This window comes from Devosia sp. MC532, from assembly GCF_016461625.1.
Classification (GTDB): domain Bacteria; phylum Pseudomonadota; class Alphaproteobacteria; order Rhizobiales; family Devosiaceae; genus Devosia.
On sequence record NZ_JAEMNZ010000001.1, the window covers coordinates 602,825 to 622,740 of the forward strand.

General features: G+C 58.0%; 20 protein-coding genes. 2 read left to right on the forward strand and 18 right to left on the reverse strand.

Going from position 1 to position 19,916, the window contains the following annotated elements; translation table 11 throughout:
* Nucleotides 1-8: 8 nt before the first annotated feature.
* From JHC09_RS02780 to JHC09_RS02820, 9 genes are all read right to left on the reverse strand, one after another.
* Entirely contained in the window at nt 9-1,325 is a 1,317-nt protein-coding gene (locus JHC09_RS02780; RefSeq protein WP_199530697.1) for a TRAP transporter large permease, read from the reverse strand.
* Nucleotide 1,326: 1 nt separating this feature from the next.
* Nucleotides 1,327-1,836 carry a TRAP transporter small permease subunit gene (locus JHC09_RS02785; RefSeq protein ID WP_199530698.1) on the reverse strand — a complete coding sequence of 170 codons (510 nt, stop codon included), beginning with the start codon at nt 1,834-1,836 and terminating at the stop codon, nt 1,327-1,329.
* Nucleotides 1,837-1,977: 141 nt separating this feature from the next.
* Nucleotides 1,978-2,997, reverse strand: coding sequence for a hypothetical protein (locus tag JHC09_RS02790; RefSeq protein ID WP_199530699.1), 1,020 nt, complete (start codon nt 2,995-2,997; stop codon nt 1,978-1,980).
* A 134-nt stretch (nt 2,998-3,131) separates the two neighbouring features.
* Nucleotides 3,132-3,989: a fumarylacetoacetate hydrolase family protein gene (locus JHC09_RS02795; protein WP_199530700.1), complete on the reverse strand. Its 858-nt coding sequence runs from the start codon at nt 3,987-3,989 to the stop codon at nt 3,132-3,134.
* Between the two features lie 37 nt (nt 3,990-4,026).
* Complete coding sequence (locus tag JHC09_RS02800; protein ID WP_199530701.1) at nt 4,027-4,428, reverse strand: nuclear transport factor 2 family protein; 402 nt, start codon at nt 4,426-4,428, stop codon at nt 4,027-4,029.
* Complete coding sequence (locus tag JHC09_RS02805) at nt 4,428-5,210, reverse strand: SDR family oxidoreductase (protein ID WP_199530702.1); 783 nt, start codon at nt 5,208-5,210, stop codon at nt 4,428-4,430. Before JHC09_RS02805 ends, JHC09_RS02800 begins: the two co-directional genes overlap by 1 nt.
* Nucleotides 5,211-5,220: 10 nt before the next feature.
* Nucleotides 5,221-5,946: a dienelactone hydrolase family protein gene (locus tag JHC09_RS02810; RefSeq protein WP_199530703.1), complete on the reverse strand. Its 726-nt coding sequence runs from the start codon at nt 5,944-5,946 to the stop codon at nt 5,221-5,223.
* A 167-nt stretch (nt 5,947-6,113) separates the two neighbouring features.
* Nucleotides 6,114-6,923, reverse strand: coding sequence for an IclR family transcriptional regulator (locus tag JHC09_RS02815; protein WP_199530704.1), 810 nt, complete (start codon nt 6,921-6,923; stop codon nt 6,114-6,116).
* Nucleotides 6,924-6,936: 13 nt separating this feature from the next.
* Nucleotides 6,937-7,635, reverse strand: a complete 699-nt coding sequence (locus tag JHC09_RS02820; protein ID WP_169196286.1) for an FCD domain-containing protein — start codon at nt 7,633-7,635, stop codon at nt 6,937-6,939.
* A gap of 124 nt (nt 7,636-7,759) precedes the next feature.
* Here JHC09_RS02820 and JHC09_RS02825 point away from each other — a divergent pair, with 124 nt between their 5' ends.
* The gene (locus JHC09_RS02825; RefSeq protein WP_199530705.1) at nt 7,760-8,992 is read left to right on the forward strand and encodes a DUF3500 domain-containing protein; all 1,233 of its coding nucleotides are present in this window, start codon (nt 7,760-7,762) and stop codon (nt 8,990-8,992) included.
* A gap of 384 nt (nt 8,993-9,376) precedes the next feature.
* Here the strand turns inward: JHC09_RS02825 and hpaI are convergent, their stop codons facing one another.
* From hpaI to hpaD, 7 genes are all read right to left on the reverse strand, one after another.
* Nucleotides 9,377-10,186 (reverse strand): 4-hydroxy-2-oxoheptanedioate aldolase, encoded by an 810-nt coding sequence (hpaI, locus tag JHC09_RS02830; RefSeq protein ID WP_199530706.1) that lies wholly within the window; start codon nt 10,184-10,186, stop codon nt 9,377-9,379.
* Between the two features lie 8 nt (nt 10,187-10,194).
* Entirely contained in the window at nt 10,195-10,995 is an 801-nt protein-coding gene (gene hpaH, locus JHC09_RS02835) for a 2-oxo-hept-4-ene-1,7-dioate hydratase (protein ID WP_199530766.1), read from the reverse strand.
* On the reverse strand, nt 10,995-11,864 hold the full coding sequence (locus JHC09_RS02840) for a fumarylacetoacetate hydrolase family protein (RefSeq protein ID WP_199530707.1): 870 nt from the start codon (nt 11,862-11,864) through the stop codon (nt 10,995-10,997). Before JHC09_RS02840 ends, hpaH begins: the two co-directional genes overlap by 1 nt.
* A 25-nt stretch (nt 11,865-11,889) precedes the next feature.
* Nucleotides 11,890-13,344 carry an NADP-dependent succinate-semialdehyde dehydrogenase gene (gabD, locus tag JHC09_RS02845; RefSeq protein ID WP_182395340.1) on the reverse strand — a complete coding sequence of 485 codons (1,455 nt, stop codon included), beginning with the start codon at nt 13,342-13,344 and terminating at the stop codon, nt 11,890-11,892.
* 88 nt (nt 13,345-13,432) lie between these two features.
* On the reverse strand, nt 13,433-14,476 hold the full coding sequence (locus JHC09_RS02850) for an amidohydrolase family protein (protein ID WP_169196280.1): 1,044 nt from the start codon (nt 14,474-14,476) through the stop codon (nt 13,433-13,435).
* 39 nt (nt 14,477-14,515) lie between these two features.
* Nucleotides 14,516-15,850, reverse strand: a complete 1,335-nt coding sequence (locus JHC09_RS02855; protein WP_199530708.1) for an FAD-dependent monooxygenase — start codon at nt 15,848-15,850, stop codon at nt 14,516-14,518.
* A 26-nt stretch (nt 15,851-15,876) separates the two neighbouring features.
* The gene (hpaD, locus tag JHC09_RS02860) at nt 15,877-16,896 is read right to left on the reverse strand and encodes a 3,4-dihydroxyphenylacetate 2,3-dioxygenase (protein ID WP_199530709.1); all 1,020 of its coding nucleotides are present in this window, start codon (nt 16,894-16,896) and stop codon (nt 15,877-15,879) included.
* A 248-nt stretch (nt 16,897-17,144) separates the two neighbouring features.
* On the opposite strand from hpaD, the gene JHC09_RS02865 reads away from it, so the two are divergent.
* Complete coding sequence (locus JHC09_RS02865) at nt 17,145-17,534, forward strand: RidA family protein (protein ID WP_199530710.1); 390 nt, start codon at nt 17,145-17,147, stop codon at nt 17,532-17,534.
* A 108-nt stretch (nt 17,535-17,642) separates the two neighbouring features.
* Here JHC09_RS02865 and dctP read toward each other — a convergent pair whose 3' ends face one another.
* Nucleotides 17,643-18,650 carry a TRAP transporter substrate-binding protein DctP gene (gene dctP / locus JHC09_RS02870; RefSeq protein ID WP_199530711.1) on the reverse strand — a complete coding sequence of 336 codons (1,008 nt, stop codon included), beginning with the start codon at nt 18,648-18,650 and terminating at the stop codon, nt 17,643-17,645.
* 31 nt (nt 18,651-18,681) lie between these two features.
* A complete protein-coding gene (locus tag JHC09_RS02875) occupies nt 18,682-19,827 on the reverse strand; it encodes an FAD-dependent monooxygenase (protein WP_199530712.1) in 1,146 nt (381 codons plus the stop codon).
* Nucleotides 19,828-19,916: the final 89 nt, after the last annotated feature.

The window sequence follows — 19,916 nt, forward strand, 5'->3', positions numbered from 1 at the left end:
TGATAGCGCTACCCGTTGCCACCGGTAAACGACGGCAACCACAGCACAAGAGCCGGGAACGCGATCAGCAGGAGCACGCGGACCGTGTCGGCGGCGATGAAGGCATACATGCCGCGCCACAGCGCACTCAGCGGTACGTTTGGTAAGACAGAGCGCAGGACGAACACGTTGAGGCCAACCGGTGGAGAGATGAGGCTCAACTCGACCAGAATGACCGTGATCACGCCCCACCAGACGAGATCGAAGCCGAGTTCCTGAACCACTGGTACAATTACTGGCACGGTCAGAAGGATCATCGCATAGCCGTCCATCAACGTGCCAAGCACTATATAGAAGAACACGAGACCGAGGATAACTTGCCAAGGCTCAAGGTTGAGCGACTGGATGAAATTCACCGTATCGCCGGAAATACCGGAGATATTGATGAACTGGTTCAGCACCATAGCGCCCGCCGCCACGAGGAAGATCATGGTCGAAATTTTGGCGGTGTCAGCCAGTGCATCGACAAAGCTGGCCCAGTTGAGCTTACGACGGGCCAGAGCGAAGATCAGCGCGCCACCGGCACCAATACCACCTGCCTCTGTTGGGGAGAACCAACCGGCCATGAGCCCACCCATAATGAGCAGGAACAATACCGCAATGCCCCAGACTTTGCCCAATGCACGCAGTCTTTCCTTCCAGCTGACGCGCGAGTCAGCAGGAGCCCAGGATGGGACGATGTAAGCAAAGAGCAGCATGACGACGAGATAGAAGGCGAGCTGCAGCAAGCCTGGGATCAGCGACGCGATATAGAGCTCAGTGATGCTTTCTTCGGTCACCAGACCATAAACGATCAGCGCACCAGATGGTGGAATGAGGAGCGTTCCGCCTGCGGCAACAGCGCCCGCAGCAAGACCAGTGTTGTACTTAGCCTTGATCATGGCCGGGATGGAGATGTGGCCCATGGTGGCCGCACCGGCAGTGGACGAGGTGGAGATGGCCGAGAAGCCACCGCAGGCAACAATGGTCGCCATGCCCAAGCCACCCCGATAATGGCCAAGCCAAGCGCGAGCGGCGTCGAACATTTCGTCGGCTAGACCCGCCTTCACCACGAAAATGCCCATCAGAATAAACAGCGGCAGAACCGAGAAGTTATAGTTGAGGGCGAGATCCATGATCTGCTGTTCGGCTACGGCGAGTCCTGCGCCAATACCGCGAGGGTGCATGGCAGCGATGCCGGCAGCACCGCAGAACATCATAATAAAGCCGAGCGGAATTCGCGTGAACACCATAAGCCCAAGTAGGCTTCCGATCACGAGAATTTCGATAATTAGGGAATCCCCCACGTCAAATCTCCTCACCGGGCTGCAGTTGCCGAACGGGTTTTTCCCCGATCGTGCGCCAGCGACCCAAATTCAATATTGCGAACCACACCCCAATCAGCGTCATGACAGCGCCGAGGTAGACCCAAGGGCCCATGGGGAAGTGGAAGAAGGACGAAACCGTGCCAAAGCGGGTAAGGCGGCTGGCTTGGTCAAAAATCATCCATGAGAGGCCAGCCATCGCGATCACCTCAACGACGAGGGTGATGCGCCCTTCAATCTTGGCCGCCAGTGGCTTGTAGAGTTCTGCCATCAGGCCAACGCGGATCTGGGAGTCGTCGCGAACGACGAGGCCGATCGACGCGAAAAAGAAGAGCATGAGGGCGAGCTTGACGAACTCATAGGCACCCAAGATGGGCATGTGCAACTGGCGCCCGCCTGCGTCAACGAAGGCGATCACCGCCATAAACACGATGGCACAGCCTGACACTAACTTCAGCAGGACGATCAGCCAGTGATTGATCTTGTCAATCATTACGGTTTTTCCTTAGAGACCAAGCCATTGCACGTATCCACATCGCGAAATTGCCTGGAATGGACACAGAGCGCATGGCTTGTGCCGAAGGGCCGGCTCCTCAGGTCAAAGGCCTGAAGAGCCGAATGGAGAACGTGAGGCTTATTCGCCAGCTTCACGCTTTAGGACGCTCTGGTAAAAGTCGATTGCGGCCTGCGGATCAGCAAGGCCTGCCGCTTCAGCGCGTTGAACCCACATCGCTTCCTGCGCGTCGAGGACCTCGTGGAATGCTGCCAGCGCTTCGCCTTCGACTTCCGTCGTTGGAATGTCGGCATAGAGTGGAGCCGTTTCGATTTCTTCGACGTCATTGGCCTGACCAAGACGACGTGGCAGACCTTCAGCAGTGGCGAGAACGATTTCTTGTTGAGCAGGTGTCAACTCGTTCCAACGCTCTTCGGAAATGATGACCGCAAACGAGCCTGTGCCGATACCGCCTGGGATCTTAGTCACGTGCTTTACGCTTGGGCGAACGCCCGCGCCATCAGCTGAACCTGGGGTGATGAACAGGACGTCGAGGTTACCGCGTTCAACGTTTTCTTGCAGTTCGGGATAGGCGGTATCCATTGGTACGCCGCCGAATGCCTGCGCGATAACAGCCAAGGTAGCAGAGGTCGCCCAAGTGCGTGCGCCGCGCATGCCTTCTGGAGTATCAGGCACAAATTCGCTCACCGAGAGGATCTGACGGCCCGGCAGAACGTGGGTCGACAGAACCTTCACGCCGTCCCATTCGCCAACAGTTTCAAAGAATTGCTTGTAGGTTTCCCAAAGAGCAACCGAGCCGGCCTCGGAGGTTGGAGCGAAACCTGGCAGTTCACCAATGCCGTTGAGAACAACGTGCTGGGTGACCGCGCTCACGTCGATCAGGGCCATATCAACGATGCCGTCACGGACGGCTTCGTACTGGCGGTCCACTGGCGCCAGCTGCGCATCTGGGATGGTGACCTTGATTTCGCCGCCGGAGGCTTCGTTGATGGCTGATGCAAAATCGCGAATGCCGACCTGATAGGTCTCATTGAACGGCGGCAGCGTGTTGTTGTAAATCAGCTCGATCGCCTGACCAAAAGCCACGGCTGGGGTCAGACTGAAGATGGATGCAAGAGCGATCTTGCGAATGGATAACATGGTACTTCCTCCCGTTAGTGCCTGTCAGATTTATAAAAAACACAGACCGGCAATTTGAATAGTGTTAATTGGCCGCGTCCACCGCAATCGGCGCGCGACCAAAATTTCACAATGCGGAATTGGCGTTTTCGAGCTTAGGCCTTTTCGGCGACGACAGGGTTTTCGATCGTGCCAAGTCCTTCAATCTCAAGACGCATAACATCGCCTGGCTGAAGGAAAATTCCCTTTGGAGCACCGATGCCGGACGGCGTGCCGGTGGCGATGATGTCGCCCGGCTCAAGGGTCATGACTTGGGTGAGATAAGCGATCTGATCCCAGATGTTGTAGATCATGTCGTTGGTGCGATGGTTCTGGCGTAACTCGTTGTTAATCCAGAGTTTCATCTCAAGGTTGAGCGGATCTTCGATTTCATCATCGGTGGTGATCCACGGGCCGATTGGGCCATGGGTGTCCCAGGATTTGCCGAGGGTGAAGGTCGGGGATTTCGGGAGCCAATCGCGGGCGGAAACGTCGTTGGAGACCATGTAACCAGCGACGACGGAACGTGCGTCTTCGCGCTTAACCTGATGACATTTCTTGCCAATTACGACTGCGAGTTCGATTTCGTAGTCGCATTTCTCGACGGCATCCCACTTCACCACCGGGGCGAAGGGACCGTTGATGCAGGAGACCTGCTTGTTGAACCACATCTGGCTGGTGGGAATGGTGATCCCGGCAGCGCGCGCTTCCTCGGCATGTTCCTTATAATTCATGCCGATAGCGAGGTATTTTTGCGGGTCGTTGATGGGCGCTTCAAGCGTCACATCAGAGAGTTTGTGGATGGGCGTTTTGATGGCATCTAGCTGGCCTTTAAGGGCCTCCAGATTGGCAATCAGGTGGCGCATCGAGGCATTCACACCCAGAAGTGCCGAGAGGTCGATGATGGTGTCACCCTCGACCCGACCGATGCGGACCCCGTCGACCGACGCTTGTGAGAAGCGAGCGAGTTTCATGTCTATTCCTTGCTAATGAGCTGTGCGGGGAACGGGGCTATTTGCCCTGCGGTCCGTCGCGAAATGGCGTGAGTTGTGAAAGCACGATCTGCCAGCCCTTCGGCCCGCGGCGCAGAATTTGGGTGGCGAAACCTTCGAGTGTGACCGGTTCTCTGGTGTCGGGCTTGGTGACGCCATTGATGGTCGAGCCGGTGACGATGGCGATGTCGCCTTCGACGCGAATGTCTAGTGGCCCGCGCTCAATGGAGCGGAAGCCGCCCATGCGATTAAGGTGCGCCATGAACTCGGGCTTGGTGTGGACCTGACCCGAGGAATGGACGTGAACGAGATCGTCAGCGAGGAGCCATTCGAGCGCGCCTTGATCGTTTTTCACGAGCGCGTGCTGGCGCGCTTCTTCAGTTTCGAGGACGTCGGCGAGGTCTTTTTCGAGCGTGTTCATTAGATCAACCCGTCGTAAGAGCCGCCGTCGAGCTGCAGGTTCTGGCCAGAAATAAAGCTGGCCTGAGCGCTGCAGAGATAGGCGCAGGCATCGCCAAACTCTTCGGGTCGACCAAAGCGCTTGGCAGCGATCTCGGAGACCGAGCGGGCGCGCGCTTCTTCCTTGGTGATGCCATGCATCTTGGAGAGCTTTTCGGCCATGAACTCCTGACGCGGCGTATCGATACGCTCGGGTAGGATGTTGTTGATGGTGACGTTGTCGACCACAACTTCACGGCTGATGGCTTTGGAAATGGCGGTCAGGCCAGCGCGGGCTGAGGTCGAGAGGCCCATCATGTAATGGGGTGACTTCACCATGGCCGATGTGATGTTGATGATGCGGCCAAACTTGCGCTCGCGCATGCCCGGAACATAGGCACGGATGAGCTGCACAGCGGGAAGCATATTGGCGTTGATGGCGCCGAGGATGGCCTCTTCGGACCAATCGGCCAAAGCGCCAGGCGCGGGGCCAGCGTTGTTATTGACCAGGATATCGACCTGCGGCAGGGCAGATAGGATCGCAGCCCGTCCTTCAGTAGTTGTGAGATCGGCGGTGATGAAGTCAACCACAGCGCCCGGCACTTCAGCGCGGAGCTTTTCAACTGCGGCGGCAAGTTTTTCGGCGTTGCGACCATTGAGGGTAACGGCCACACCTTCACGCGCGAGCGAGGTGGCGCAGGCAAAGCCTAACCCCTGAGAAGACGCACAAACCAGGGCCTTACGCCCAGCAATACCAAGATCCATTGTGCTATCCTTAGTGGGCGAAAAGATCGGCGAGGAAGGCGGTCATAGCCGACCACGACCGACGGTCTGCGATGGCATTGTAAGCGGCGAAGGGTGGGCGGGGACCGCGATCCGGCTCGGTAAACCCGTGCTTGGTGTTGGCGTAGACATTGGTTTCCCAATTGAGGCCAACAGCACTCATCCCGGCTTCAATGCGCGCAAGATCGGCTGCGGAGGCGAGCGGATCTTGAGAGCCGGTCAGGATGAGAACGCGGGCATCTGCACCAGCTTTGGTGAAATCATCGCCGACATTGTCGAGACCACCGTGGAAGCTCACTGCGCCAGCAATTGGCGCGCCGGAGCGGACGAATTCGATGGATGACGAGCCACCAAAGCAATAGCCCATGACAGCAATACGATTGGCATCGACATTGCCCGAAGCGATCAGCGCCTGACGCGCAGCTTCGATACGCCCCATCCACATGTCGGGATTGGCATTAAACGCGCCCAGCATGGGGCCGATTTCGGCCGGATTGGTGATCTGCTTGCGCTCACCCCAAAGATCGATGGCGAGAACCGCATAGCCTAAAGCGGCGACACGTTCGGCGCAGCCGAGAACCTGTTCGCCTAGACCGTGAGCGGCGTGAATGACCAATACGCCCGGCGCATCCCCTGCCCCAACAGGCGCAAAGCGGCGGCCAATCATGCGTGTGCCATCAAAACTATATTCGAGATCGCTGGCGATCGTCTGGGCCATACGAACCCCTCCCATGCGGTAAGCCGTATTTTAGAAACGACTTTTTCCGTGAGGGCGGCTTGCTCGCAACTTGCGCTTGGGGCTTTGTTCACATTGCGAAAACAAAGCCACCAACGACACAAAAAAGGGCGACCCGAAGGCCGCCCTGTGGAATTTTTATAAGTCTATCAGGCGGCTATCGACCGCTTGACCAGCGACTGAGAAATCTCGGCCGCGGCTTGCTTGAGAATAGGCACGATGGAGGGAATACGCCCCTCTGGCAGACGGTGGATCGGCGCGATGACGCTGAGCGCAGCAACAGGGTTTCCGGCCATATTCAGCACAGGAACCGAGAGGGCGCGGCGATCCTTGGCGGTGACACTATCGGCCCAGAGAAAGCCAGCATTGCGCGCTTCCCGAACACTGGCGCTGACGGTTTCGGCAGTCATGCGATAGGGTTCGTAGCGAGCGCTGTTTTGGGCGAGAACCGCCTCGATCTTGCGATCTCCCATGAAGGCCATCATGGCGCGACCGGCAACGCTGATGCCGAGCGGGCGACGCGCACCAACGGCAAGAGTGGTCACCTGCACCGGATAAGAGCCGGTGCGACGGTCGGCATAGACCGAGTCATTGATGCTGGGAACGGCAAGGAACACCGTGTCCTTGATGGAGGCCGAAAGCCCATCGAGAACAGGAGCGGCGACCGAGGTGATCGGGAAGCGCTCATTGGCGGCAAGGCCAAGCCAAGCGGCTTCGGTGCCAACGGTGTAGCGGCGCGAACCTTGAACGCGCTCGACGACGCCTTCTTCTTCGAGGGCTTTCAGGATGCGATGCGCCGTGGGGTGCGAAAGATCGAGCATCGAGGCGATGTCGACCAGCTTGAGCCCCTCGCGCGGGCTAGACGCCAAAAGACGCATGACGCCAATGGAGCGGTGAATGCACTGCGTACCCGATTCATCCCGACGTGCGCGGGGCTTGGTAACGGTCTCCTCAGACATAGTCGCCTCCCTGTTATGCTGCTGATGCAGCGTTCTTTTTCGTTACGTCTTCAGCTTCGTCTAAATAGCGTGCGCCATAAGTGATCAGCGTCTGAGCGGTTCTGTTCAGGTGCTCGGTGAGCGCGGCGCAGGCGCCGTCGGCGTCACGCGCCAGACAGAGTTCGATCAATTGGCGGTGTTCGGCATCGACATCGCGGCCCCCCCGACGATGGGGCTGGATCATCCGACGATAGCGCTCAGCTTGGGTAAACAATTGCGAACGCAACCGCAGCCACCACACTGAATCACAAGCGGAAATCAGATCGTCGTGGAATTTCTGGTGGAGACGCGACCATTCGATATTGGGCTCGCCGCCAATAAGGGGCGTGGTGCGTGACAGCTGATGCCATGTGCCCAGCATCTGACCTTCCCACTCCAAAGTCCCCAGCTCAATCGACCGGCGCAGGCAGCGGGTTTCAATGTCGGTTCTGACAGCGGTGAGGTCGAGCATGTCGGCCACCGACACCTTGGCGACGAGAAACCCCTTTTGCGGTTGCGAGGTGACCAAATGATCGGAGGTGAGACGCGAGAGCGCTTCGCGAACCGCGCCGATGTTTACCCCAAAGCGCGCAGCCAATTGGTCAATCGCCAGCTTTTGGCCAGGCGTATGCATGCCGTCGAGCAGCTCGGTTTTGAGGGTTTCATAAACAGCAGCGGTTTTGCTTTGCGCCATAGGCAGTCTCCATTGGGTCTATTTGTTCCTCTAAAATGGGATCAGATGCAAGCAAAACTATTTTGCATAAAAAATCGATTTTGTATAAGACCATCGATTAGACGCAGAGATTGGGAGGAAAACCATGGCGAGCAACAACTTCCGCGACTACATGCTGGCGCTGGATACGCCTCGAATTGCCAATGCGCGCGGGCTGGACCCGTTCGTTTACGCCCAGCCGATTCTGAAAACGGAGCGGGCGATTGCGCTCAATGCCGAATGGCAGAGCCGATACAACCAGCCGTTCAAAGGCGTAACGGCCGACGGCACGGTCATTGAAGATTTGTTTGCGCTGGAAGATCAGGGGTTCGACCCCGCCCCTGCTGTCGCGGCTATGGAAAAGATGCTGGCAGCGCTATCGCCCGAGCATCAGGCCGGAATTGCGCACAAGAGCGACGATGACAAATGGCGCGGCTGGTATAATCCGGAAATCCCATTCAACGACCATGGGGTCCGGCTTGAATATATGCCGGAGGCGGCGCGCGATGCTTTCCTAGAGCTGCTTAAGGCCTGCACGAGTGAAGTAGGCTTTACCAAGGTGCAGAACCTGCTCTCGGCCAATCGCTATCTGGGCGAGATTTATGACCTGCTCAACATCATGAACGAGTGGAGCTTCCACTTCCTGATGTTTGGTACGCCGTCGCTTACCGCGCCTTGGGGCTGGAATATCTATGGCCACCACGTTGCCTTCAACTGTCTGATCGTGGGCAATCAGATGGTGATTTCACCGACGTTCATGGGCGTTGAGCCCAATGTGATCGATCGCGGCAATGGCAATTGCTTTGCGCTGTTCACCGAAGAAGAGCGGCAGGGCCTAGCGCTGATGCAATCGCTGAGCGCCGAGCAGAAGCAGCGCGCGACGATTTTTGAGCTGATGGAAGACCCAAAGATGGGGCCGGATCGGTTCAACTTCGCCGACCAACGCCACCTTGGCGGGGCGTTTCAGGACAACCGCGTGATCCCCTATGAGGGGGTGAGGGCCAGTGAGTTCTCAGCAGAACAACAGGCTGCACTGCTCAAGCTGATCGAGACATTTATCGAACATGTGCCGGATGCGGCGCGTGAAGCGCAGATGGCGCTGATCTCCAAACATTTGGATGAAACCTATTGGTGCTGGATCGGCGGACACGGGGACGAAGACCCGTTCTATTTCCGTATCCAGAGCCCGGTGATCATGCTGGAATTTGACCATCACTCCGGCATGTGGCTGACCAATGAACAGCCAGCCAAATTCCATATCCATCACATTACCCGTATTCCGAACGGGAATGATTATGGACGGGCGCTGCTGCGGGCTTGGGAAGCGAAACAGGGGTAGTCGTTTTGGGGGGATTTTATCCCCCACCCTTAATCCCTCCCCTCAAGGGGGAGGGAGACGAAGGAGCGCTGGGCTGGTGACGAATTTTTGTCGTCACGAGGAGAGTTCTGTTGGGGGGATTTACCCCCACCCTTAGTCCCTCCCCTCAAAGGGGAGGGAGACGAAGGAACGAGGGGCTGGTGAGAAATGCTCAGGCAGGGCTGACTTTTCGGGTATATTCGGTTGCGAGCTCTCGTCATCACTGGGCTTGTCCCGGTGATCCAGTGCGGCGCTAAGTTTGACTGGATTGTCGGGACAAGCCCGGCAATGACGGTGGGGGAAGTAGTCATTTCAACAAAGAAAAAGGCCTCCCGTTGGAGGCCTTTTGCATTTGGAGTGCTCGCCTTAGCCGTAAGGGTCTTTGGAGCCTGCGGAGACGATGGGCGCTCCGGCTTTGAACTCAGTGAGCAGCTTTGAGGCGGCGGTCGAGAACAGGGTGACGTCATTGCCGATAGCAACGAATGTGGCGCCGAGTTCGAGATAGCGGCGGGCGAGAGCCTGATCGCCGATGAGAATGCCCGCTGGCTTGCCGAGTTTGACGAGGCGCAGAATTGCGGATTCGACCACGGCTTGCACTTCCGGCGCGCCGGGTTTGCCTAAAAAGCCCATGTCAGCGGCGAGATCGGAGGGGCCGATGAAGACGCCATCGACGCCGTCGACAGCGGCGATTTCATCGAGCGCGGCGATGCCCTTTTGGCTTTCGAGCTGGACGAGAAGGCAGACCTGATCATTGGCGGTTTGCAGATAATCGGGGATACGATTGAAGTTGGAGGCGCGGGCCAAGGCAGCGCCAACGCCACGCACGCCAAAGGGTGGGTAACGCATGGCGCGAGCCAGTTCAGCGGCTTGAGCAGCGCTTTCGACCATGGGCACGAGCAGGGTCTGCGCGCCAATATCGAGGAGCTGCTTGATGACCCAGGTTTCCCCGATCGGTGGGCGAATAATGGCGTGGCTGGGCGATGCGCTCAGAGCCTGCAATTGCGCCATGAGGACCGGCACATCGTTGGGCGCGTGCTCGGCATCCAAGAGCAACCAATCATATCCGGCACCGCCGAGGATTTCGGTGGTGTAGGGATTGGCGAGAGCGGCCCAGAGGCCGATCTGCGGATTGCCTAAGCGGATGTTCTGCTTAAATTTATTGATGGGTGCGGGCATGGCGCGCCTTATTTGAAGTGGCAGCTGACGGTGCCAAATGGACCGTAATCGCTGGTGATGGTGTCGCCGTGGCGCGCTTCGACGGGGCGAATGAATGAGCCCGCGAGCACGATCTCGCCAGCGGAAATTTTGTCGCCATATTGGTGCAGGCGATTGGCCAGCCAGGCGATGCCGCGCGCGGGGTGATTGAGAACCCCTGCCCCAAGGCCGGTTTCTTCGACCTCGGCATTGCGCGAGACGATCGCGCCCATCCAGCGCATATCGACCTCATTGGGACGCATGGCGCGGCCGCCGAGGACGATGCCAGCATTGGCGGCATTGTCGGAAATGGTATCGACAATGGTACGGGTTTTCTTGGTCTCAGGATCGACGCGCAGAATGCGGGTGTCGAGGATTTCAAGCGCCGGGGTGATGTAATCGGTGGCGTTGAGAACGTCGAAGGTCGAGACATTGGGGCCGGAAAGATCGGACTTCATGATGAAGGCGATTTCGGCTTCGATGCGTGGCTGGATGAAACGATCTGGCGGGATGGTCGCGCCGTCTTCAAAGAGCATATCATCGAACAACACGCCGGAATCCGGGATGTCGATGTTCAGCGCGTATTGCATGGCCTTTGAGGTGAGGCCGATCTTCCAGCCAATCACCTTGCGGCCAGCGGCGATCTTTTGCTTCACCCATTCGGCCTGGACGGCATAGGCGTCGTCCATGGTCATGTCGGGGTATTTTAGGGACAAAAGGCCGATCTGCTGGCGGGACTTTTCGGCCCCATCAAGCGACTGAGCGGCGTCGATGACGTCTGCCGTGTTCATCATGGAAATACCTCATCGGCAACTGTGTTGCGGAGCAGGCCGATGCCTTCGGCTTCGACCTCGATGATGTCGCCGGGCTTAAGCCAGGTCGGGGGATCAAAGCGTGCGCCGGCGCCGGTGGGCGTGCCGCAGACAATGATGTCGCCGGGTACGAGTGTGGTGAAGGTCGAGATGTAGGCGATGATCTTGCGGAAGGTGAAGATCATGCGGCTGGTGCGATCTTCCTGACGGAGTTCGCCATTGACCTTGGTGGTCAGGCGAACGTCTGCAAGCTGGTCGGCGTTCTCGAAGGGGACAAGCCATGGGCCGATAGCGCCGGAATTGTCAAAGTTCTTGCCTTGGGTAACGTTGAACTTGGCGTGTCGGACCCAATCGCGCAGCGTGCCTTCGTTGCAAAGGGTTAGTGCGGCGATGTGATCGTAAGCGTCTGCCTCAGCGATACGGCGGCCCGCTTTGCCAATGACGATAGCGATTTCGCCTTCGTAATCGAGCTGAACACTTTCGGGCGGGCGGATGAGCGGCTGGCCGTGCCCCGTAAAACTGCGCGGGAAGCGGATGAACAGCGACGGGTTGGGCTTACTGTCCTGCCCATCTTTGTACTCTTCGTTGCGATCTGGGAAATTGACGCCGACGCAGATGATCTTTTCTGGATCGGCGAGCGGGATGGAATAGGTGATCGCGTCGAGCGCGTGGTCGACAGGCATATCGGCATATTGGGTTGCGAGGGAGGACAGAGCCCCCGCCTCGACAACGGTTTTGAGCGAAGCATAGCGCTGGTCACGACGACCAATGTCGACGACACCGTCATCTCTGACGAGGCCGAAAGACGCCCCCTCTGGTGTTACAAAGCTGGCAAATTTCGGCCTCATCGGGTCCCCCCTGGGAAGTATAGGCTTAGGCGATGCCGCCCAAGCAGACGTATTTAATTTCAACGAAGTCATCGATGCCGTAGCGCGAGCCTTCGCGGCCAAGGCCGGATGCCTTGACCCCGCCAAAGGGCGCTTCGGCGGTTGAGACAAGGCCGGTGTTGACCCCGACCATGCCGTATTCGAGCGCTTCGGCGACGCGGAAGACGCGCGAGAGATCGCGGGCGTAGAAATAGGACGCCAGACCAAACTCGGTGTCGTTGGCCTGATGGATGACATCGGCCTCGTCGGTGAAGCGGAAGATCGGGGCCAGTGGCCCAAAAGTTTCTTCGCGGGCGACGGCCATGTCCTGCGTCACATCGGCGATGACGGTGGGTTCATAGAAGGTGCCGCCAAGCTTATGGGCCTTGCCGCCCTGGAGGAGGCGAGCGCCCTTGCTGACCGCGTCAGAGACGTGTTCATCGACCTTGGCCATAGCTTTTTCGTCGATCAGCGGGCCGAGGTTGACGCCTTCGTCAAAGCCATTGCCGACCTTGAGACCACCCACCGCCTTGGCGAGCTTTTCGGCGAATTCTTCGTAGACACCATCCTGCACATAGATGCGGTTGGCGCAGACACAGGTTTGCCCATTGTTACGGAATTTAGCGATCAAAGCGCCTTCGATGGCGGCGTCCACATCGGCATCATCGAAGACGATGAAGGGGGCATTGCCGCCCAGCTCGAGGCCGAGCTTTTTAATGGTCGGGGCGCTTTGCTTATAGAGTTCAGCGCCGACTTCGGTGGAGCCGGTGAAGGTGAGCTTGCGCACGATTGGGCTGGCGGTGAGTTCGCCACCAATTTCGCGCGAGGAGCCGGTGATGACCGAGAAGAGGCCCGACGGTAGCCCTGCGCGCTCAGCCAAAACGGCGAGGGCAATGGCGGAGAATGGGGTTTGGGCTGCGGGCTTGAGCACCATAGCGCAGCCAGCGGCCAATGCCGGACCCGCCTTGCGGGTGATCATGGCATTGGGGAAATTCCATGGGGTAATGGCCGCGACAACGCCAATAGGCTGCTTCATCACCATGATGCGCGCATCGGGACGATGGCCGGGAATGAGATCGCCGTAAACGCGGCGCGCTTCTTCGGCGAACCACTCAATAAAGCTTGCGCCATAGGTGATTTCGCCAATGGCTTCAGCAAGCGGCTTGCCCTGCTCCATGGTCAGGATCGCCCCGAGATCTTCCTTATTGGCGATCATCAGGTCGAACCACTTGCGCAATATGTTCGAGCGGTCTTTGGCGGTGCGGGCGGCCCAAGCCTTCTGCGCCTTTTCGGCGGCAAGAATGGCCTCGCGCGTTTCGGCAACGCCCAGCTTTGGCGTGTAGCCAATGATTTCCCCGGTGGCGGGGTTATTTACCGGAGAGCCGTTTTCGGCTGTGCCTTCAATCCAACGGTCGCCAACAAGGGCAGCCTGACGGAAAAGGCTCGGATCTTTCAGGGTCATATCCCGCTCCTTTGGGAGGTGTTTCGTGTTTCCAAAGGAAAACATAACGCCGACGCCCGCCCAAAAGCAGGCGTCGGCTGTATTTTTATCAGATATTGAAGAGCTTCTTGGCGTTGCCCGACAGAACCTTGGTCTTGATCTCGTCAGAAACGTTCAGACCATTGACGGTTGGAACGCCGTCGAAGAACCAGTCCTTACGGATCGGGTAGGAACCGCCGTACAGAATGTTGTCTTCGCCAAGCACTTCGATAGCGCATTCAAGCTGGGCCTTGCCCCACTGCGGTGCACCCGAGATATCGAAGAAGAGGTTCTTGCGCAGCTGGGCGCGCAGATCGGAACGACCGGTGTCGAAACGATCAACAGCATCGCCATAGGTGTGCTTTGGCTTTGGTACCAGCATGTCGACGAAAGCGAAGAAACCACCGCCGAGCATGGAGTGCGACAGGCGCAGCTCTGGGAAGCGATCGAACAGACCCGAGAAGAGTTCGCGACCGATAGCGGTGCCCTGTGCGATCGAACGACCGTACTGGCGACGCATGTTGTTGAAGGTCAGGATCGAGCCGTGATCGACTGGCAGCGGGGTGTGGTGCACAACTGCTGGCAGCTTACGGTCGTTGAGGAATTCGAAGTATGGGAAGAAGGCCTCGTCATCGAGGTAGATGTTGCCATACTTACAAGCGAGCTGAACGCCCTTGAAGCCGAGATCGTCAACGCAACGTTCGACTTCGCGGATCATGTCCTTGGAACCCCAAGGTGGGCAAACCGCCAGCGCGGTGAAGCGGCCATTGGAGCGCGAGATGTATTCGGCAAGGCCATCGTTGAGGCGCTTGGAGGCTTCAAGGTTCAGCCATTCCTGCCACACTGGAATACGGAACACAGCCTGGTCGATGCCAGCCTTGTCCATGTCCGCCAGCTGGCTTTCAATGTTGTACTGACCTTCAGCGTAGTTGATGTTCACTACGCCCTTTGGCTCTTCGATTATGATCTGACGAATGTCCTTGCCTTCAACTGGCACCATCGAAACGTGGATGCCGTGCTGGCGTGGAATGCAGCTCATCATCAGATCACGCAGGCTCTCATCGGTGAAGAGCGTGTCTGGCAGCCAGTGCATATTGGCGTCGATAACGGTCATGGGTGGTCCTTTCAAATCTCTACAGCGGGAGGGCGCGCGTTAAGCGCGCGCCGAGCCCTTGGCGCCAGCGATGTCGTTTTCGACAGCGGCTTTCTTGGCGCGATCCTCGTTGAAGAAGCCCTCGTCACGGAAGCCGAGCGGGCCAGCGTCGTCGGGACGCTGCATGCCGGCCATGCGGTGGTATTCGAGGAAGATTTTCTCGCATTCGGCGATGGGGAAAATGTCCTCGATATTGTCGAAGGGCTTGCCGCCAGAGCGTTCTTCGACAATGCGACGGACGACCTCGGGGCCTTCCCCGCGGTTGGCAATGACGAGACGGTTGGCGAATTCCCGGCGAACGCCTTCATAGGCCTTGAAGGCTTCAGCGGGATTGTCGATCTCAGCGAGCTTTTCAGCCAGAACGCGGGCATCAACCAGCGCCTGACACAGGCCATTGCCACCACGCGGATACATGGCGTGGGCGGCGTCGCCGATGAGGGTGACACGATCAAACGACCATTGGTCGAGAGGATCGCGGTCGATCAACGGATACAGATAGACTTCGCGCGCATTGCGGATGATCTCACCCACGTTGACGAAATCGAGTTTGCACTCGTCGAAATTGTGGGCGATTTCGCCCTGGTCCATGCGCTGGTTCCAGTCTTCCAGCGACTTTGGCTGGCCGTTCTGTTCGACCACCCAGTTGACGAGCTGGTTGCCCTTGCCGTCGACATTGTTGGTGATCGGATAAACGATCATCGAACCCTGAGCGATTGGATCGCCGATGTGCAGGATGGTGCCGCCATTGCGGAATGGAGGCATGACGGTGACGCCGCGCCACATGGCAACGCCCGAATAGTGGCTGGCCGAGGACGAGGGAACGAGCTGGTTACGGACAGCGGACTTGATGCCATCGGCGCCGATGAGCACATCGTGGCGGGCCGAGGACTTGGTGCCGTCCAGACCCTCGAAGTGAATGGTGACGCCGGTTTCATTCTGTTCGAAGCCCGTGCAACGCTTGCCCAGCTGAACAGAGTTCGGGCCGAGACGATCCAGGACCGCACGGTAGAACATCATCTGTAGATCGCCGCGATGAACGAAGCGCTGCTCATGGGGATAGCCCATGTGCTTGCCGCACTTTTCGCCATAGATCATCTGGCCGTAGCGCGTGTAGAAAATGCTGTCGATGGCTTCCACCGAGATCGACTGGAACTCTTCAAGGAGCCCCATTTCGGTGATTTCCTTGACGCCATAGATCTTGATGTCGACACCAACGCCGAGCGGCTTCAGCTCGGGTGCGCCTTCATAAATCGTGGGGTTAAAACCCTTCTGCTGCAAGCGCAGAGCCAGTGCGAGGCCGCCGGGGCCAGCGCCGATAATGGCAATGTTCAGCATGTCATTTCTCCTCTATTGGCCGCGCGTCAGGCGCGTTCGGCCGCCTTGCGCGCCAAGAACTTTTCAAGAGTTGGCAGCGGGATGTTTTCGTCTGGCTGGCTCGGGTCGGCGCCAGCAAAGCGCGTGGCTTCTGCAAACCACTGCTCCTGAGCCGGCAGGCCCCACTGATCCGCACGCTTGGGATTGGACAGTGACCAACCCACAGCGGGTTCGATGTCGATGTGCTGGTAATGGGTATTGAAGAGCTCGATGCGGTGCCCGTCCGGATCGCGGAAGTAGATGAACATGGCACCGGAAATGCCGTGACGACCCGGACCGCGTTCGAGGCGCTGGCCCAAACCAAGAGCACCGGCAACGTCGCAAGCACGGATCATGTCCGAGGCATCGCGAAGGGTGTAGGCAAAGTGGTGCAGACGCGGGCCAGGACCATGGGTAAAGACGATATCGTGCGGATTGCCCTTGCGCTGCATCCACACGCCCCAGAGGTGTTCAGAGCCGTCTTCGTTTTCCGAGAAGGTGTATTCGGAGGTACGGAAGCCGAGGGGCTGATAGAATTCGTAGCTCTTGCGAACCTTGGCCGACTGCAGCTGGTAGTGATCAAGGCGCTGGGCCGAAGCACCGCGGTATTGATCGTAAGCGGTCATCAGGCGCGGACGCAGTTCCATGCTAGAGGTGAACTCCAGTGGCACGCCCACCGCGTCACGCACATGCAAGGTCAGGCCCTGAAACGGGACTTCAACGATGGACGATTCAACGCCCTTGGACTGGAAGTAGTCATAACCAGCGCGGATATCGTCATCGGTCTGCACGCGGAAACCAACGCGCTGGCAGACTGGATCATTGCCTTTGCGCAGAACCAGCGAGTGATGCGCCGCTTCTTCCATGCCGCGCAGATAGACCGCTTCGCTATCGGCATCGCTGACCACCAAGCCGCAAAGATCGGTGTAGAATGCCTTAGACGCGTCGAGATCCGCCACGGTGAGCACAATGTGGCTCGAACGCGTGATGTTGAACGGCGGATGAAGAACGATATCGTCCATGCTCATGGACCTGCCTCCCAGGGTCATTGCTGACTTTTCTTGGAAGGCACGTTGAGCCCGTGCTGAAGTTTGCCTCAACTGAAGCTGGCGTTTTTGTTCACATAGCGAAAACTAAATTGGCACCAGGCCTTTCGCTACCCGCAACCGACAAGAGCCTGTCCGTATTGTGAAAAAGCGTGGGCTTTTGCCTTGAACAATCAACGAATGTGACTGCTGCTGGCACCAAACAAGATTGGGAAGAGGAAGCCCTAAACGTGTCGAAACGTCAGAGCATCTACGTCGATAGCTTCGTCCATAAAAACCCCACACCGGCTGCGTGCCGGATCGGTGACATTGTTTACTCGGGCGGTATCCATGGCTTCGACCCCGAAACAATGGCAACCTCGACTGAGGGCATGGAAAAGCAATGCGAGCTGATGTTCGGCCATGTGCGGAGCATCGTGGAAGCGGCTGGCCTGACCACCGATGACATCATCAAAATCACCATTTTGATGAAGGACCGCTCGCAGCGCGACATGGTCAATCCGCATTGGGTGAAGATGTTCCCCGATCCGCAGAACCGCCCAACCCGGCAAGCTGTGCAGGCGGATTTGCAAGGGGGAATGCTGGTGCAATGTGATTTTGTGGCCGTCGCCAGCAAGTAGACACTCAGGGCTCGATCGGAAGATCGGGCCTTTCTCTTTTGGCTGCCAGAAAGACGAATAGGGCCCGATCCGAAGATCGAGCCCCGAGCTCCGGGAGGGAGCTTGTTCTTATTGGGCGGCAGCGAGGGCCGCGCGGTAGGTCGCAATTGCAGCGTCTGGATCGGCCAAGCCCTTATCCTTGGCCAATTGCTTCCACGTCTCAATCTGTCCGGCCAAGATCGGCTTAATGGCTTCTGCCAGTTCAACCGAAGGCTCAACCTGGGCCAGGTGATCAAACTTGGCGGCGACTTCAGCCTCACGCGCGTCAACGGCAGCGCCGGTGCGGGCGGGTAGACCTTCGGCAGCGCGGACGATTGCAGCACGCTGCTCGTCGTTCAGCTCGTTCCAACGCTCTTCACGGATAACCACCGCGAAGGAGATCGAACCCAGACCACCGTCGATCTTGGTCTGGAACCGGGCTTCTTCGAGAACGCGGGCCGAGTTGGCCGAGTCTGGTGTGATCACCAAGCCCTCTACAGTGCCCTTGCTGACGTTCTCATGCAGACTGGTGAAGGGCTCCATAACCGGCACGCCACCAAGACCGGTGACGATTTCGCTCATCGCGCCCGGTGGGGTCCACAGCTTCATGCCCTGGAAATCGGCAACCTCTTCCAGAGGCTTCTTGATCGACATGAACTGGCGACCTGGGAGGGCATGGACCGAGAGAACAACGAGGCCCTGATATTCATTCAGGGCTTCAAAGTGCTCTTTATAGGTCGCCCAAAGCGCCTGCGAAGCGGCTGTTGCCGATGGGGCGTGACCGGGCAGATCGGCAATGCGATTGAGCGCAACGATCTGCGGCACGGTATTGGTTGGAATGAAGGCCATGTCGGAGATGCCATCAAGGATCATCTCATACTGGCGATCAATCGGGGCCAACGACACATCAGGGATGTGGATGTCGATGTCGCCCTTGCTTTCCGCTTCGATACGCTCAGCAAATTCGCGCACAGCGACTTGCTGAGTGACTTCAAAAACCGGCAGGTAAGTGTTGAAAATAATTTCCGTTTGGGCAGCGACTGGGGACGAAAACGCCCCCAGCGCAGCCAAAACAGCCAAGCGCTTTAGTAGTGTCATTCTCTCCTCCTTGAATGACAGGTTGATGGATTTAGATGGGCTGGACCAAGGTCTCGATGATCGACTGCGTGGTGGCCACGTTGTCGAAGTCTTTAAGACGGCCCTTCTCCCATTCGCCGATGTCCACACAGGCCTGAATAACCCGGCGGCACCGGTCGTAACGGCGCCCGAAGTAGCTGGCGAAAGCGGCTTCGTAATCGTCGTGTTCGGCGAGTGCTTCCGCGAGCACGACGCCATCTTCGATGGCCTGAGCAGCGCCCTGCCCCATGTGCGGAAGGAATGCGTGCGCGGCATCGCCGATCATCACGAGACGGTCGCGGTGCCATGGGCCATCAGCGATCATCCACTCGATGGGGCGCAGCACGATATTGGCATCATCGGAGATGTAACGATCGCGCACCGCGCCGGTCAGGCCGCCAAAGCCCTTAAGCTGCTCGCGCAGGACCGCTGGCAATTCCGCGGCCTCATAGCGAACCGACTTGTCCCAACTGGTGTTGAAGAACATGTAGGCCAAGTCTGGACCAATGGGCACGAACCCGGCCATGCCGTGGGATGCGTGTTGCAGAATGATGCGGTCAATCTCCATCTCGCCGTCGATGACGCGTGGAATGTTGACGCGGAATGCCGACTGGCCGTTGTACGCGGGCTTGGTGTCGTCGCCGGTGATGTCTTCACGGAGCTTGGAATAGGTGCCGTCCGCCGCAACCATCACATCATAATGGGCAGCTGTGTCGTTCGAGAACACCACGTCAACGCCATTCGCGCCCTGCTCATAGCTGGAAACAGTGGTCGAATAGGCAATGTTGACGCCGACGTCATTGGCCCGCGTGGTCAGAATTTCGTGCAGCTTTGGACGGGTAATGCCATTCATGGGCGGAAGGTTAGAACCCGGAATGGTCGCACCCGGCATCTGACGAACTTCTACGCCTTCGGCATTGAGGGTCTTGCCCCATGCGCGAGTGGAATAGCCAAATTCTAAACACTGCTGTGCGCAACCAATGGCGTCCAGAGCGCGCAAGGCGTTGAATGGCTGAATAATGCCGACGCCAAAAACCGATGCATGCATGTCTGAGCTGCGTTCGATAACGTCGACAGCAAAGCCCTTGCCACGCATTGCAATAGCCGTTGCGAGTCCACCGATCCCGCCCCCGACAACGAGAACCTTGATTTCCTTCATCGGAAACCTCCTCCCTAGAGTTCCTTTGTTGCCGCCATTAGGAAACCTGACAGTTTCCCAAGTCAAGTATCGGGTATCGGGGAATTCTT